Source organism: Streptomyces sp. SAI-170 (assembly GCF_049739565.1).
Taxonomy (GTDB): Bacteria; Actinomycetota; Actinomycetes; order Streptomycetales; family Streptomycetaceae; genus Streptomyces.
Genome location: NZ_JBMGQD010000001.1, coordinates 5,575,861 through 5,590,531, shown reverse-complemented (window position 1 = coordinate 5,590,531; position 14,671 = coordinate 5,575,861). Strand labels below are relative to the sequence as shown.

Genomic DNA, 14,671 nt, shown 5'->3' with positions numbered 1-14,671 from the left:
ATTTGTAACGGTCAGGACCCCGGGTGCCGTGCGGGCAGGGGGTCTGGGCCAGGATGTCTGGAACGCATAAGCATCTGGAGGGGAACCCAGAAATGAGCTACAACCAGCCGGGCCCGTACGGCGGGCAGCCTCAGCAGCCGGGTCCGTACGGCGGGCAGCCGCAGCAGCAGCCTGGCCCCTACGGCCAGCAGCAGCCGCCGGCGCCTCAGCCCGGCTACGGCTACCCCCAGCAGCCGGCCCAGCCCCAGCCGGGCTACGGCTACCCGCAGCAGCAGCCGGTGCCCCCGCAGCAGGGCTACGGCCAGCAGCCCCCGTACGGCCAGGCCCCCTACGGCGCGGCCCCGCAGCCTCCGGCCTCCGGCGGCGGCAAGAAGAAGACGGGCCTGATCATCGGCGCGGTCGCGGTGGTCGCGGCGATCGCGGTGGGGGCGTACTTCGTGCTGGGCGGCGGCGGGGGTGCCGGGTCCGACATCGCGGACGACGGGCCGCACAAGCTGACGACGCCCGACACGGTGCTGACCGACTACAAGAAGGGCGACGACTCCGAGAGCAGCGGCTTCGACGACCTCAAGGACGCCGAGAAGCACGGCGTGAAGAACGCCAAGGACGTGGACGCGCAGTACCAGGCCGGGGACGAGGAGAACCCCCTGTCCATGCGCATGCTCCAGTTCATGGGCGTGTACGGCGAGATCGAGGACCCCGAGAAGGTCGTCGACGAGATGTTCGCCGAGCTGAAGAAGGAAGCCGGCAAGGACGGCGAGGGCGAGGTCGTCGGCAGCCCGAAGGAGTTCGAGCTCGACGGCGCCGTCCTCAAGTGCCAGGAGGCCAAGACCCCGGGTGACAGCTCGGGCCAGGGCCCCAAGGAGTTCAGCGTGCCGGTCTGCATCTGGGGTGACTACAGCACCATCGGTGTCGTGATCGACATGAACATCGCGGAGGCGATGGCCGGCAAGGCCGCCGACCTGGAGAAATCCTCCGAGCTCGCGGGCAAGCTCCGCAAGGAGGTCCGCGTCCCGGCGTGACGCGCCCGCTCGACACCGAAGGGGCCCCGGTCGGTCGACCGGGGCCCCTTCGCGATGTCCTGAGAGCTGCTTACGCCGTCTTCTGCTCCCCCGGCCCCCGCCCCCGCGCGTCCCGCGGGATCAGGGTCGGGTTGACGTTGGAGTGGACGACGTCCGCGGTGATGACGACGCGGGCCACGTCCTTGCGGGACGGGACCTCGTACATCACCGACATGAGGACTTCCTCCATGATGGCGCGCAGGCCCCGGGCGCCGGTCTGGCGGAGGATGGCCTGGTCGGCGATGGCTTCGAGGGCCTCGCGTTCGAAGTCCAGCTCCACGCCGTCGAGCTCGAAGAGGCGCTGGTACTGCTTGACCAGGGCGTTGCGGGGCTCCACCAGGATCTGGAGCAGCGCCTCGCGGTCCAGGTTGTGGACCGAGGTGATGACGGGCAGACGGCCGATGAACTCCGGGATCATGCCGAACTTGACCAGGTCCTCGGGCATGACGTCCTCGAACTGGTCCTTGGCTTCCAGCTCGCGCTTGGAGCGGATCGTCGCGCCGAAGCCGATGCCCTTGGCGCCCGCCCGGGACTCGATGATCTTCTCCAGGCCCGCGAAGGCACCGCCCACGATGAACAGGACGTTCGTCGTGTCGATCTGGATGAACTCCTGGTGCGGGTGCTTACGGCCGCCCTGGGGCGGGACCGAGGCCGTGGTGCCCTCGAGGATCTTGAGCAGGGCCTGCTGGACGCCCTCGCCCGACACGTCGCGGGTGATGGAAGGGTTTTCACTCTTCCGCGCGACCTTGTCGATCTCGTCGATGTAGATGATCCCGGTCTCGGCCTTCTTGACGTCGTAGTCGGCCGCCTGGATCAGCTTCAGCAGGATGTTCTCGACGTCCTCGCCGACGTAGCCGGCCTCCGTCAGCGCCGTGGCGTCCGCGATGGCGAACGGCACGTTCAGCATGCGCGCCAGCGTCTGGGCCAGCAGTGTCTTGCCCGAGCCCGTGGGGCCCAGCAGCAGGATGTTGGACTTCGCCAGCTCGATCGCGTCCTCGCGGCTGCTGCCGCCGCCGTTCTCGCCGGCCTGGACGCGCTTGTAGTGGTTGTAGACCGCCACGGACAGGGCCTTCTTGGCGGCCTCCTGGCCGACCACATAGCCCTCGAGGAACTCGTAGATCTCGCGAGGCTTGGGCAGTTCCTCCCAGCGCACCTCGCTGGTCTCCGCCAGCTCTTCCTCGATGATCTCGTTGCAGAGATCGATGCACTCGTCGCAGATGTACACACCAGGGCCTGCGATGAGCTTCTTGACCTGCTTCTGGCTCTTGCCGCAGAACGAGCACTTGAGCAGATCGCCGCCGTCACCGATGCGTGCCACGGTGTGCTTCCCCTTCGCCTGGGAGACGACTGGACGCTTTCGCCTCCAGCGGCTCCTGGTGCTGCCTTATTCCGACGGTACCTTGCCGGGCCCCCCGTTCGGGCCCCCCTTGGCAGGGTTCACTTTGACGTGCACCTTTCGGGCACCGGGTGAAACCATGCCAAGGGGCGGCAGACGATACTCCACTGTCCGCCTCAGCGGACCTCGGCGTTGTTCATCTTCCGGGTGGAGATGATCTGGTCGATCAGGCCGTAGGACAGCGCGTCCTCGGCCGTGAGGATCTTGTCGCGCTCGATGTCCTCGCGGATCTTCTCGATCGGCGTGGTGGAGTGCTTGGCCAGCATCTCCTCCAGCTGCGCGCGCATCCGCAGGATCTCGTTCGCGGCGATCTCCAGGTCGGAGACCTGGCCGCGACCCGTCTCGCTGTACGGCTGGTGGATCAGCACGCGCGCGTTCGGCAGCGCCATGCGCTTGCCGGGCGTACCGGCGGCCAGCAGCACGGCCGCGGCGGAGGCCGCCTGGCCCATGCAGACCGTCTGGATGTCCGGCTTGACGAACTGCATCGTGTCGTAGATCGCCGTCAGCGCGGTGAAGGAACCACCGGGGCTGTTGATGTAGACCGAGATGTCGCGGTCGGGGTCCATCGACTCCAGGCACAGCAGCTGCGCCATGACGTCGTTGGCGGAGGCGTCGTCGATCTGCACGCCGAGGAAGATCACGCGCTCCTCGAAGAGCTTCGCGTACGGGTCGTACTCGCGGATGCCCTGCGAGGTGCGCTCCACGAACCGCGGGATCACGTACCGGGACTCGGCGGCCGGACCCGTGTACTCGGCGCGCGTGCGGTCGTACAGGCCGCTGCCGGGGTAGTCGTTCACTGTCTGTCTCCTAGGGGCTTTGGCGGTCGGCTGGAGGCGCTGCGGGGCGTACGGGCCCCGCGGTGGGGGCTCAGGCCCCGGTGCCGCCGCCGCCCGGCATGCCGGCGGCCGTGGCGATCACGTCGTCGATGAGGCCGTACTCCTTGGCCTCGAAGGCGTCGAACCAGCGGTCGCGGTCCGAGTCGCGGGTGATCTGCTCGATCGTCTGGCCCGTGTGCTGGGACGTGAGCTCGGCCATGCGCTTCTTGGTGTGCAGCAGCCGCTCGGCGTGGATCTTGATGTCCGAGGCAGAACCGGCGAGGCCGGCCGAGGGCTGGTGGATCAGGATCTCGGCGTTCGGCAGCGCGAAGCGCTTGCCCGGGGTGCCGGCGCTGAGCAGGAACTGGCCCATGGAGGCGGCGAGGCCCATGGCGATGGTCACCACGTCGTTCTTGATGTACTGCATGGTGTCGTAGATCGCCATGCCGGCCGTGATCGAGCCGCCGGGGCTGTTGATGTAGAGGTAGATGTCCTTTTCCGGGTCAGCGGCGAGGAGCAGCAGCTGCGCGGTGATCTTGTTCGCGATGTCGTCGTCGACCGGCTGGCCGAGGAAGATGATCCGCTCGTTGAGCAGTCGGTTGTAGACATGGTCGCCGAGGCCACCGCCGATGGAGGGCTCGCCGGCGGCGGAGGGCATCAGATTCGTCAACGTATCCACCTGCTCGTCTTGCGACGGCGCCGGGCCGTCTCACGTGTACTACGTATTCATGGACCCTAACGCCGTAGCCCTCCTGGGGAATCCCGGTAACGGGGGTGTTCGCCGGGGGCGTAGCGGAGTGTGAGGCGGGGGTAGCCGAACGGACCCCGAGTTCGAAGTACTCGGGGTCCGTTCGGTGCGATCAGCTGCGCCCGAAGGCTCGTGATCGAAGGGGCCGGGAGGCTCAGGCCTCCGGCTTCTCCTCGGCCTCGGCCTCGGCGCCCTCGGCGGCGGCGTCGGCGGCCTCGTCCTCCTCGTCGTCCAGGTCGACGATCTCGCCGTTGGTGTCCTTGACCGTGGCGGCCTCGACGACGACGGCCAGGGCCTTGCCGCGGGCGACCTCACCGACGAGGAGCGGGACCTGGCCCTGCTCGACGACGGCCTGCGCGAACTGGTCGGGGGACATGCCGGAGGAGGCGGCACGGCGCATCAGGTGCTCGGTGAGCTCGTCCTGGTTGACGTTGAGCTTCTCCGTCTTGACCAGCTCGTCGAGGACGAACTGGGTCTTGATGCCCTTGACCGCGGCCTCGCGGGTCTCGGCGTCGAACTCCTCGGCGGTCTTGCCCTGGAGCTCCAGGTACTTGTCGAGGGTGAGACCCATCTGGCCGAGCTGGTGGTGCTCGAGGTTGTGCTTACGGGTGTTGATCTCGTCCTCGAGGAGCTTCTCGGGGACGGGCACCTCGACGAGCTCCAGCAGCTTCTCCAGGACGCGCTCCTGGGCCTGCGTGGCCTGGTCGAACTGCTTCATGTTCTCGAGGCGCTTGCGGCTGTCGGCCTTGAGCTCGTCCAGCGTGTCGAACTCGGAGGCGAGCTGCGCGAAGTCGTCGTCCAGCTCGGGCAGTTCACGGGCGGCGACCTGGGTGACCTTGACGGTGACCTCGGCCTCCTTGCCGGCCGCGGAGCCGCCCTTGAGCTCGGAGGTGAACGTGGCCTCGGCCCCGGCCTCCAGGCCCTTCACGGCGTCGTCGATGCCTTCCAGCAGCTCACCGGAGCCGATGGTGTAGGAGACGCCGTTGGCGATGCCGTCCTCCAGGACCTCGCCGTCGACCTTGGCCTCGAGGTCGATCGTGACGACGTCGCCGTCCTCGGCGGCGCGCTCCACCGGGGAGGTGGAGGCGAAGCGCTCGCGCAGCTGCTGCACGGACTTCTCGATGTCCTCGTCGGTGACCTCGACGGCGTCGACCTCGACCTCGATGCCGGAGTAGTCCGGGATCTCGATGGTCGGGCGGATGTCGACCTCGGCGGTGAAGTTCAGCGTCTCGCCGTCCTTCAGCTCGGTGATGTCGACCTCGGGCTGGCCCAGGACGGAGAGCTCGGCCTCGTTGACGGCGGCCGTGTAGAACTTCGGCAGCGCGTCGTTGACGGCCTCCTCCAGCACGGCGCCACGGCCGAACCGCTGGTCGATCACCCGGGAGGGGATCTTGCCCTTGCGGAAGCCCTTCACCGTGACCTGCTGGTTGATCTTCTTGTACGCCGCGTCGAGGCTGTCCTTGAGCTCCTCGAAGGGCACCTCGACAGTGAGCCGAACCCGCGTCGGGTTCAGGTTCTCAACGGCGCTCTTCACGGTTCGGTCTCCTTGATGGCTGACTTCTGGATTCTGCCGGGGCCAGACGGCTCCGGCGGATTTCGCCGCCCGGAGGACTTGGTGAGAGACACACGGGCGCGCAGCTTGCATAGTAACCGCAGCCGCCGAACGCCCCAAAAGGCGATCACCGCGAGGTGACCGACCGGGTGGAACGCATGGATGGTCGGGGTGGCGGGATTTGAACCCACGGCCTTCCGCTCCCAAAGCGGACGCGCTACCAAGCTGCGCCACACCCCGTCTGGTGCGAGACGTAGGGTACATGCCCGCAGACAGCCGGACCGCCGCATTTCCCACGCGCCTCGCGCACGACCTCGCCGACCGGCAATGGGGTGTGCGGCCGGGGGGTGCGACCCGCTACGATGCCTGCAGTGCCGCGGCCTTTCGGACCTGCGGCGCGTCCTGTGCGGGCGTAGCTCAATGGTAGAGCCCTAGTCTTCCAAACTAGCTACGCGGGTTCGATTCCCGTCGCCCGCTCTTCATGGCTCAGGGCCAGGCAGAGGATCTTCCTCCGCCTGGCCCTGAGGCGTTTGCGGGGGCCGGTGTCACAGGTCGTTGACGTCGACCGTGTAGACGGAGCGGGGGCCGTAGGGGACGTAGAGGGCGTCGTCGACGAGGACCAGGGGGGAGCCGGTGGCGAGGAAGTCGGAGCCGGTGGCGTCGTCGCGGCCGGGGCGGCTGCCCTCGACGGTGCCGGTGCGCAGGTTCAGGGCGGCCATACGGCCGGTGGAGGAGGCGACGTAGATGCGGTCGCCCGAGACGGTGGGCGGGCCGGGGTGCTCCACGGTGGAGTTGTTCTCCCAGCGCTGGTCGCCGGTGTGCGGGTCGTACGCCCGGATGCTGCCGCTGGACAGGGTGAAGTAGACCGTGCCGTGGACCAGGTGCGGGACGCCGGTGTCCGGGGGCGTGGGTGAGAGCCGCGTGCGGGTGACGGCCCGGGCGGAGAGGTCGACCAGGGCGAGGGTCGTCATCTGGTTCTCGGCGTACTGCTCGGCCAGCACCAGGCGGTCTCCGGCCTGGCCCAGGAGCCCCAGGGCGCCCTTCGCCTCCACGGTCCACAGCGGCTTGCCCGTGGTGCGGTCCAGGTGCGCGACGCTGGTGCGGGCGGTGGCCTCGTCCGAGTGGGTCCGGCAGAGCAGGTAGGGCTCCCCAGCCGCCGTCCTGAGCTCACAGTCGTCCGTCCGCGGGAGCTTCCGCTGCCAGACGACCTTGCCGTCGTCGGCGTCGAGCAGGGCGTAGCTGTCGCCTCGGTCGCCGTAGACGGCGATGACGCCCTCCGGTATAGCCGTCGCGAATCCCGAGGAGGGGTCGGCCGCGGACGCCCATTCGCCCCGGCCTGTCACCGTCTGCCACACCACGCGGCCCGTCGCGGCGTCGAGGGACTGCACGGTGTAGCGGGCCTGCTGGGTGCCGTCCCCGTCGGAGGGCGGGTCGTCCGCGCCGAAGGCCAGGACGTTGCCCTCGTGGACGCCGATGAGCGCGCCCATGCTGCTGTAGCCGTCCTCCGGGCCGTGGGTGGGGTCGACGGGCCGGGACCAGTGGCCGCGGCCGTCCGCCAGGGCCCAGCCCGCGGCCATGAGGTCGTCCCCGGCGCACACCAGGGAGGCCCGAACGGCGGCACAGCGCTCGAAGGACGCGCCGGTGCCCTCCCGGCCCTTGGCCTTGCCGTGCCACGGCTTCCATCCCGTGGGCAGCTCGCTCACGGCCGTACGCTCGTCGGACCCACCGTCCTGAAGGGCGAGGGCCCCCGCGGCGACGGCCACGAGCGCGACCGCGGCGGCGCCCCAGCCCAGGAGCAGCCGCCGCAACAGGGGGCGGCGCGCCGGTTCGGCTGCGTTCTGCTCTCCGCCGCCCGCCCTGGATCGCGGCGCCTGTCGCGTGCCGTCGGGGCGGGCTGCCGGGACGGTCTCGGGGTCGGGCGCGAAGTACGGGCTCGGGTCGAGGCCTTCCCGCGCGGCAGGTCCGCCACCGTGGCGCTGCCGCGCAGGGCTCGCGGACACCTCCCAGTCCGAGCGGGCCTCTGCTGCACCAGGTCCGGCCGCCTCCCACTCCGAGCCGGGAGCCACCGCACCGGGTCCGGCCGTCTCCGGCTGGGGGCGGGCCGCCGCCGGACCAGACCCGGCCGCCTCCCACTGCGGGCCGGAAGCCGACGCCCGGGACTCGGACGCCTCCCACTCCGAGCGGGCAGCCGCGGCACCGGGCAGGGCACCCTCCGGCACCCGGCCGGCCGGCGCAGCACCGGGCCGGAGTCCTTCCGGCATCTGGCCGGCAGCCGCCTCCTCGGGGCCGACCGCGTACGACGCGCGGTCGACGGATGCCGCACCGGGCCCGGCCCCGTCCCGCACCGAGCCGAAGGCCACAGCACGCTCCGGCGCCCCGTCGGCAGGAGCCTCGGTGGACCCGACCCCATCCCGTACCGAGCCGAAGGCCACAGCACCCTCCGACGCCCGGTCGGCGGGCGCCGCGGCGGACCTCGCCGCCTCCCGCCCCGGGTGGGCAGGCGCCTCACCCGACCCAGCCGCGTGGGCAGACACACCCCCGCGCCCGACGCCCTCCGCCGCCCGGCCGGCAGGCCCTGCACCCGACCCGGCCAGGTGGGCAGACGCGCCCCCGGACCCCGCCCCCCGCAGCCGCGGCAGGCGGCCCTCGTGGAGGTGGGTCAGGAGTTCGTGGGCGGTGGGGCGGGAGTGGGGGTGTTTCTGGAGGCAGAGGTGGATGACGGGGAGGAGTTCGGTGGGGGTGCCCTGGAGGTCGGGGGTGCCTTCGACCACGCGTACGGCGGTCTCGTAGGGGTTGGAGCTGTCGAAGGGGCCGCGGCCGGTGGCGGCGAAGGTCAGGATCGCGCCGAGGGAGAAGACGTCGGCGGCGGGCCCGACGTCGTGCGGGGCGGAGAACTGTTCGGGGGACATGAAGGGCGGCGTGCCCATGACGCGGCCGGTCTGGGTGAGGGCGTCGGCGGTGGCGAACTCGGTGGCGCGGGAGATGCCGAAGTCGATGACGCGAGGGCCGTCCTCGGCCAGCATCACGTTGGCGGGCTTGAGGTCGCGGTGGACCACGCCCGCGCGGTGGATGTCACGCAGGGCCTCGGCGAGGCCGGCGGCGAGTTCGCGCAGGCGCGGCAGCGGGAGGGGGCCCTGGGCGCGGACGTGTGCCCCGAGGGTCTCCCCCGGTATGTAGAGCGTGGCCATCCAGGGCCGCGGCGCGTCGGCGTCGGCGTCGACCACGGGGGCCGTGAAGGCACCGCTGACGCGGCGGGCGGCAGCCAGTTCGCGGCTGAAGCGTGTGCGGAACTCGTCGTCGTCGGCGTACTGGTCGTGCACGACCTTCACCGCGAGGCGGCGTCCGGAGGCGGAGCGGGCGAGGTAGACCACGCCCATGCCGCCCGAGCCCAGGCGGTCCTCGATGAGGTAGCCGCCCACCTCCACCGGGTCAGAATCGCGCAGCGCCATCCCCGTGCCGTCCCCCGTTCCGCGTCACCCGCGCCGGCCGGGAAGTCGGCGCTGCCCGCCGGCGATCACAGATGAGCGTATCCGCACCGGCCTGCGGCCCGATCGGCCGCACCGGCGTCAGAAACTGATCGAGTTGATCGTTTCTGCCAGCGAGTCGAGGAAGCGGTTTATCGACGGGGCCATGCCGGTCGAGGCGAGGAAGAACCCGAAGAGCACTGCCACGATGGCCGGGCCTCCCTTGAGCGAGCCGCCCCGCATGAGCACCACCAGGATGACCCCCAACAGCAGTACGACTGACAGCGAAATGGCCACGACTGATCACACCCCTGGGTCGGTCCGCTCTCCCGCCGGAGGCACTGCCCCGCACACCCCCGCCTGAACCATCGTGCCACCAACCGGCCCGCCCCATGCGGCGCATGACACATCAGCGACGAACGCCGGCCCCTTCCCCGCCGCTCCTGCGGGCTCTCGCCCACGCCGTCCAGGGTGAACGCCCGCGGGCCGTAAGAGAATTCGAGCTTCTACCCGGACGGGGAATTCTCACACCTCACTTCCGCACATTGTTTCCATGCCCACGTTTCCGCTCCCACACATCTGGTTCACAGGGAATGCGAATTCAGCTGGGGTGTTTTACGGAATCGCGAGAGCGGCGCTAGGGTGCCTCAGATGTTCACCGCTGCGACGACCCCACTCCGGACGCAGAGTCCCGACAGAACATCACTCCCCCCACACCGTGACGCGTTCTTCGACAACGCCAAGTACCTGGCGATCCTGCTGGTGGCCATGGGGCACGCCTGGGAACCGCTGAAGGACGACAGCCGCGTCCTGGAGGGCGCGTACATGTTCGTGTACGCCTTCCATATGCCGGCATTCATCATCGTCTCCGGCTATTTCTCACGCAGCTTCGACATGCGCCCCGACCGCCTCAAGCGACTGGTCACCGGAGTTCTCGTGCCGTATCTCGTCTTCGAGACGGCCTACTCCCTGTTCAAACGCCTCGCCGACGACGATCCGGCCCAGCCGATCTCGCTGCTCGACCCCTGGTATCTCACCTGGTTCCTGGTCGCCCTGTTCGTGTGGCGGATGACCACGCCCCTGTGGAAACTGATCCGCCGTCCCCTCCCCGTCGCACTCGGTGTCGCCGTCCTCGCGTCCGTCACCCCCGGCGTCGGCAACGACCTCGATCTCCAGCGCATCCTGCAGTTCCTGCCGTACTTCGTCCTCGGACTGTGCCTGAAGCCCGAGCACTTCCGGCTCGTGCGTCGCCGCTCGGTGCGGATCGCGGCGGTGCCGGTGTTCGCCGTCGCGTTCGCGGTGGCCTGGTGGAGCGTGCCGCGCATGAACACCGGCTGGCTCTACCACCGCGACTCCGCGCAGGAGTTGGGCGCGCCGTGGTGGTGCGGGCCGGTCATGGTGGTCGCGCTGTTCGGCTGTTCGGTGCTGCTGACGGCCTGCTTCTTCGCCTGGGTGCCGGGCCGCACGATGTGGTTCACGGCCCTGGGCGCGGGCACGCTGTACGGCTATCTGCTGCACGGCTTCCTCACCAAGTCCGGTGACTTCTACGGCTGGTACGACCGCGCCTGGCTGCACGGGCCGCTCGGCGAGGTCCTCGTCACCCTGCTCGCGGGCGTCGCTGTCACGCTGCTGTGCACCCCGCCGGTGCGGAGGGTCTTCCGGTGTGTGATGGAGCCTCGGATGGAGTGGGCGTTCCGGCGGGATGCCACCGAAGCCGCCAGGGCGCGCGTGCGAGCGTGACCCCGACTCCGACTCCGACCCAAAACCCGACCTCACAGACCCAAGAGCTCGCGCATCCTCGCGTACTTCTCGGTCAGCCGCACCCGCGTCGCCCCGTCCAGCACCGCCAGCCGGCCCGGGTCCGCGTTGTGCGCCAGGTCCGCCTCCTTGACCAGCAGGGCGCCCGGCGTGGCGAGGATGCGTGCGGCGTAGTCCTCGGGCCGCTCCCCCGCCCGCTTGGTGACCGCGAGCACGATGTCCTTGGTGCGACGGCTGAGCTCGGCCCGCTCCAGCCACTCCCGCGACAGGGCGTCGTCCTCGACGGCGTCGTGCAGCCAGGCCGCCGCGATCTGGTCGGGGTCGCCGCCGCGCTCGCGCACGCCCCGGGCGACGGCGGCCAGGTGCTCGGCGTAGGGTCGTCCGGCCTTGTCGGTCTGGCCCTGGTGCGCGGCCCGGGCCAGGGCCTCGACCTCCTCAAGTCTCAGCACGAAAGCCTCCTCAGCCCGACTGCGCCGTAGGCCCCTCGCAGCAGATCAGCAGCAGGGCCCGGTCGTCGTTGACGTCCTTCGCGACGGCCTCGATCAGATGCCACGCGGCACCGCGGAAACCGGCGGCGACATAGCGGTCGGCCTCACCCGTCAGCCGGTCGATGCCCTCGACGATGTCACGGTCGGAGGTCTCCACCAGGCCGTCGGTGAACAGCATCAGCACGTCCCCGGGGCGCAGCACGCCCTTCACGGGGTCGAACTGGGCACCGTCGTACACGCCGAGCAGCGGTCCCTCGGCGGCCTTCTCCTCCCAGCGGCCGCTGCCCGCGCTGAGCTGGAGGCCGGGCGGATGTCCCGCGGAGTACAGCTCGTAGTCGCCGGAGTCGAGGTCCAGCACCAGGTGGATGGAGGTGGCGAAGCCCTCCTCCCAGTCCTGGCGGAGGAGGTAACCGTTGGCGGCGGGGAGGAAGGCGTGCGGGGGCAGGCTGCCGAGCAGTCCGCCGAAGGCGCCGGACAGCAGCAGGGCGCGGGAACCCGCGTCCATGCCCTTGCCGGAGACGTCGGTGAGGACGACTTCCAGGGTGCGCCCGCCATTGGTGCGGGCCGCGACAACGAAGTCACCGGAGAACGACTGGCCCCCCGCGGGGCGCAGCGCCATCTCGTGGTGCCAGCCCCGCGGCAGCTTGGGCAGCCGGCTCTGGGTGCGGATGCGTTCGCGCAGGTCGAACAGCATGGTGCCGCCGCGCCGCCAGGGCACGCCGACCCGGCTGCGGAACTGGGCGATGAGCAGTCCGAAGAACCCGCAGGCGGCGACCACCAGCACGACGCCCGGGGTGACCCGGGAGCTGCCCTGGGTGTACGGCCCGAGCTGCACCGACTCCACGATCAGCGCGGTGGCCGCGGCCGCGTACAGCCCGAGCAGGCTCGCCGGGCGCAGCAGCAGGCCGCCCGCGACGATCGGCAGGACCAGCGCGGCCGGGGAGCACCACATCGGGTTGGCGAGGGTGGTGGCCGCGATCAGCGGAACGGTGAGCAGCAGTCCGGCCAGCGCGACCCAGTCGGAGCCGTCGCCGCGGAAGTAGTCGACGGCGCTTCTGCGCAGGCCGACGCGGACCCGGTGCCACTGCATCCGCACCCGGGCCGGGAACGTCTCGGCGGCGGTGCGCCGCGCTCGTCCTGCTGCCATTAGTCCGGGACCCTATCCACCCGACCGGCCGCATGGCACGGGAGGTCCCACTTGTCCCCCGTCCGAGGCCGGACTCCGCCGTCGTCGACAGTGAACTGCACGCGCGCCGGGCTCGCCCCGGGCACGGAGAAATTGGCTGGCTCGTCCCGCATTGCACTGGTAGGGATGGCCCATGGCGACTGACGAGGCGGGCACGGGCCCGGTCATACGGGAACTGCGGCCGCAGGACTGGGGTCCGTGGTACGACAACCTGATCCGGGCGTTCGGCGCGGTGCCGGAGCCCGCCGAGGAGCGGGAGCTGTGGGACGCGCTGACCGAGCCGACCCGCTCCCTGGGTGTCTGGGACGGGACGGAGTGCGTGGGCACGGCCGGGGCGTTCTCGTTCCGGCTGACGGTGCCGGGCGGCGCGTCGGTGCCGGCGGCGGGCATCACGATGGTGAGCGTGGCCGCGACGCACCGCCGGCGCGGGCTGCTGACGGCGATGATGCGCCGGCAGCTGGACGACATCCGCTCCTGGGGCGAGCCGCTCGCCGTGCTGACGGCTTCCGAGCCGGACATCTACGGCCGGTTCGGGTACGCCGCGGGCACCTTCGGGCTCAGCGCCGAGATCGACACCCGTCGCGTACGGCTGTCCGTGCCGCCCGGCACCGATGACGTACGGCTGCGGTACGCGGTGCCGGCCGAGGTCCTCGACGTGTGCGAGGCGGTGTACGCGCGGCGGGTGCCGGGGCGTCCGGGGATGCTCGCCCGGCAGCCGGGCTGGGAGCGGCTGGGGGTGCTGGACCCGGAGGAGAGCAGGGACGGCGGCTCGCCGTTGCAGTGCGTGGTCGCCGAGCGGGACGGGGAGGTCACCGGGTACGCCCGGTTCCGTACGAAGCTGGGCTGGGGCCCGTCGGGGCACGACGGCACGGTCACGCTGGTGGATCTGGAGGGCACGGACCCGGCCACGGAGGCCGCGCTGTGGCGGTTCCTGTTCGGGATCGACCTGATGGCGAGGCTGGTGGTGCGGGGCCGGCCGGTCGACGAGGCGTGGCAGTTCCAGGTGTCCGACATCCGCCGGTGCCGGCTTCAGCTGCGGGACGCGCTGTACGTGCGTCTCGTGGACGTCGGGGCGGCGCTCGGGGCGCGGACCTATCAGGCGCCGGTGGACGTGGTGTTCGAGGTGGAGGACGCCTTCTGCCCCTGGAACACGGGCCGTTGGCGGCTGTCCGGCGACGCCAAGGGCGCGGTGTGCGAGCCTACGACGGACGCGGCCGATCTCGCCCTGACCGTACGGGAGTTGGGCGCTGCCTACCTGGGCGGGGTGAGTCTCACGGCGCTGGGCGCGGCCGGGCGGGTGCGCGAGCTGCGCGAGGGGGCGCTCGCGGAGGCGGCGGTGGGGTTCGGCTCACCGGTGGCCCCGTGGCTGCCGCACGGGTTCTGAGCCGTCAGGAGGTCTGACAGCCGGGGCACCAGAAGAGGTTGCGGGCGGCGAGATCGGCGGTGCGGATCTCGCCGCCACAGATGTGACAGGGCAGGTTCGCCCTGCGATAGACGTACACCTCTCCGCCATGGTCGTCGACCCTCGGCGGGCGGCCCATCGCCTCCGGCGTGTGCTCGGGCCTGACGGTGTCGATGCGGTTGTCGCGCACGCCCTGGCGCATCAGGGCGACGAGGTCGGCCCAGATCGCGTCCCACTCGGCGGGGGTGATGTCGCGGCCCGCGCGGTAGGGGTCGATGCCGTGCCGGAAGAGGACCTCGGCGCGGTAGACGTTGCCGACGCCGGCGATCACCTTCTGGTCCATGAGCAGCGCGGCGATCGTGGTCCGGCTGCGGGAGATCCGCCGGTACGCGGCTGCCGGGTCGGCGTCCGCGCGCAGCGGGTCGGGGCCGAGCCGGTCGTGTATCGCGTGCTTCTCGCCGTCGGTGATCAGCGCGCAGGTGGTGGGCCCGCGCAGATCGACGTACGAGGTGCTGTTCGCCAGCCGCAGCCGGACGGTGTCCGTGGGCGGGGGCGCCGGGGCGTCACCGAAGGCCACCTTGCCGAAGAGGCCGAGGTGGATGTGCACCCAGGACTCGGCGAAGCCCAGGAAGAGGTGCTTGCCGTGGGCGTCGGCGGTGTGCAGGACACCGCCGTCGAGGAGGGCGGCGGCGTCGCTGAACTTGCCCTGGGGGCTGGTCACACGCGGGGCGGTGCCGGAGAAGGCGGCGGCGTAGTCCTTCGCCAGCCGGTGAATCGTGTGCCCTTCCGGCACGGTGCCCT

Annotated in this window: 12 protein-coding genes and 2 tRNA genes; 4 read left to right on the top strand and 10 right to left on the bottom strand. The window is 70.9% G+C overall.

Features of this window, described 5'->3' with window-relative positions; translation table 11 throughout:
* The first annotated feature begins 92 nt into the window (after window positions 1–92).
* Window positions 93–1,022: a hypothetical protein gene (locus RKD23_RS25060; protein WP_424855712.1), complete on the top strand. Its 930-nt coding sequence runs from the start codon at window positions 93–95 to the stop codon at window positions 1,020–1,022.
* A gap of 70 nt (window positions 1,023–1,092) precedes the next feature.
* Here the strand turns inward: RKD23_RS25060 and clpX are convergent, their stop codons facing one another.
* From clpX to RKD23_RS25035, 5 genes are all read right to left on the bottom strand, one after another.
* Complete coding sequence (gene clpX / locus RKD23_RS25055) at window positions 1,093–2,379, bottom strand: ATP-dependent Clp protease ATP-binding subunit ClpX (RefSeq protein ID WP_424855711.1); 1,287 nt, start codon at window positions 2,377–2,379, stop codon at window positions 1,093–1,095.
* Window positions 2,380–2,573: 194 nt separating this feature from the next.
* Window positions 2,574–3,254, bottom strand: coding sequence for an ATP-dependent Clp protease proteolytic subunit (locus RKD23_RS25050; protein WP_424855710.1), 681 nt, complete (start codon window positions 3,252–3,254; stop codon window positions 2,574–2,576).
* A 70-nt stretch (window positions 3,255–3,324) separates the two neighbouring features.
* The gene (locus RKD23_RS25045; RefSeq protein ID WP_020136159.1) at window positions 3,325–3,930 is read right to left on the bottom strand and encodes an ATP-dependent Clp protease proteolytic subunit; all 606 of its coding nucleotides are present in this window, start codon (window positions 3,928–3,930) and stop codon (window positions 3,325–3,327) included.
* A gap of 244 nt (window positions 3,931–4,174) precedes the next feature.
* Window positions 4,175–5,554 (bottom strand): trigger factor, encoded by a 1,380-nt coding sequence (tig, locus tag RKD23_RS25040; RefSeq protein ID WP_424855709.1) that lies wholly within the window; start codon window positions 5,552–5,554, stop codon window positions 4,175–4,177.
* 181 nt (window positions 5,555–5,735) lie between these two features.
* Window positions 5,736–5,812 (bottom strand) — tRNA-Pro (locus RKD23_RS25035).
* Window positions 5,813–5,978: 166 nt separating this feature from the next.
* Here RKD23_RS25035 and RKD23_RS25030 point away from each other — a divergent pair.
* A tRNA-Gly gene (locus RKD23_RS25030) sits at window positions 5,979–6,049 on the top strand.
* A 68-nt stretch (window positions 6,050–6,117) separates the two neighbouring features.
* On the opposite strand, the gene RKD23_RS25025 is transcribed toward RKD23_RS25030, so the two are convergent.
* Window positions 6,118–9,021 carry a protein kinase domain-containing protein gene (locus tag RKD23_RS25025; RefSeq protein WP_424855708.1) on the bottom strand — a complete coding sequence of 968 codons (2,904 nt, stop codon included), beginning with the start codon at window positions 9,019–9,021 and terminating at the stop codon, window positions 6,118–6,120.
* 117 nt (window positions 9,022–9,138) lie between these two features.
* Entirely contained in the window at window positions 9,139–9,333 is a 195-nt protein-coding gene (locus tag RKD23_RS25020) for a hypothetical protein (RefSeq protein ID WP_404035545.1), read from the bottom strand.
* Between the two features lie 354 nt (window positions 9,334–9,687).
* Here RKD23_RS25020 and RKD23_RS25015 point away from each other — a divergent pair, with 354 nt between their 5' ends.
* Window positions 9,688–10,776 (top strand): acyltransferase family protein, encoded by a 1,089-nt coding sequence (locus tag RKD23_RS25015; RefSeq protein ID WP_424855707.1) that lies wholly within the window; start codon window positions 9,688–9,690, stop codon window positions 10,774–10,776.
* Between the two features lie 32 nt (window positions 10,777–10,808).
* On the opposite strand, the gene RKD23_RS25010 is transcribed toward RKD23_RS25015, so the two are convergent.
* Complete coding sequence (locus RKD23_RS25010) at window positions 10,809–11,240, bottom strand: HD domain-containing protein (protein ID WP_424858324.1); 432 nt, start codon at window positions 11,238–11,240, stop codon at window positions 10,809–10,811.
* 13 nt (window positions 11,241–11,253) lie between these two features.
* Complete coding sequence (locus tag RKD23_RS25005) at window positions 11,254–12,429, bottom strand: PP2C family protein-serine/threonine phosphatase (RefSeq protein ID WP_404035554.1); 1,176 nt, start codon at window positions 12,427–12,429, stop codon at window positions 11,254–11,256.
* A 172-nt stretch (window positions 12,430–12,601) separates the two neighbouring features.
* On the opposite strand from RKD23_RS25005, the gene RKD23_RS25000 reads away from it, so the two are divergent.
* The gene (locus RKD23_RS25000; RefSeq protein ID WP_424855706.1) at window positions 12,602–13,852 is read left to right on the top strand and encodes a GNAT family N-acetyltransferase; all 1,251 of its coding nucleotides are present in this window, start codon (window positions 12,602–12,604) and stop codon (window positions 13,850–13,852) included.
* Between the two features lie 4 nt (window positions 13,853–13,856).
* Here the strand turns inward: RKD23_RS25000 and RKD23_RS24995 are convergent, their stop codons facing one another.
* Entirely contained in the window at window positions 13,857–14,663 is an 807-nt protein-coding gene (locus RKD23_RS24995) for an Fpg/Nei family DNA glycosylase (RefSeq protein WP_424855705.1), read from the bottom strand.
* Between the last annotated feature and the right edge of the window lie 8 nt (window positions 14,664–14,671).

Coding starts and splice junctions, on each gene's coding strand:
- RKD23_RS25045 (WP_020136159.1), bottom strand. CDS start 3,930: ATGCCCTCCGCCGCCGGCGAGCCCTCCATCGGCGGTGGCCTCGGCGAC.
- RKD23_RS25025 (WP_424855708.1), bottom strand. CDS start 9,021: ATGGCGCTGCGCGATTCTGACCCGGTGGAGGTGGGCGGCTACCTCATC.
- RKD23_RS25060 (WP_424855712.1), top strand. CDS start 93: ATGAGCTACAACCAGCCGGGCCCGTACGGCGGGCAGCCTCAGCAGCCG.
- RKD23_RS25015 (WP_424855707.1), top strand. CDS start 9,688: ATGTTCACCGCTGCGACGACCCCACTCCGGACGCAGAGTCCCGACAGA.
- RKD23_RS25005 (WP_404035554.1), bottom strand. CDS start 12,429: ATGGCAGCAGGACGAGCGCGGCGCACCGCCGCCGAGACGTTCCCGGCC.
- RKD23_RS25000 (WP_424855706.1), top strand. CDS start 12,602: ATGGCGACTGACGAGGCGGGCACGGGCCCGGTCATACGGGAACTGCGG.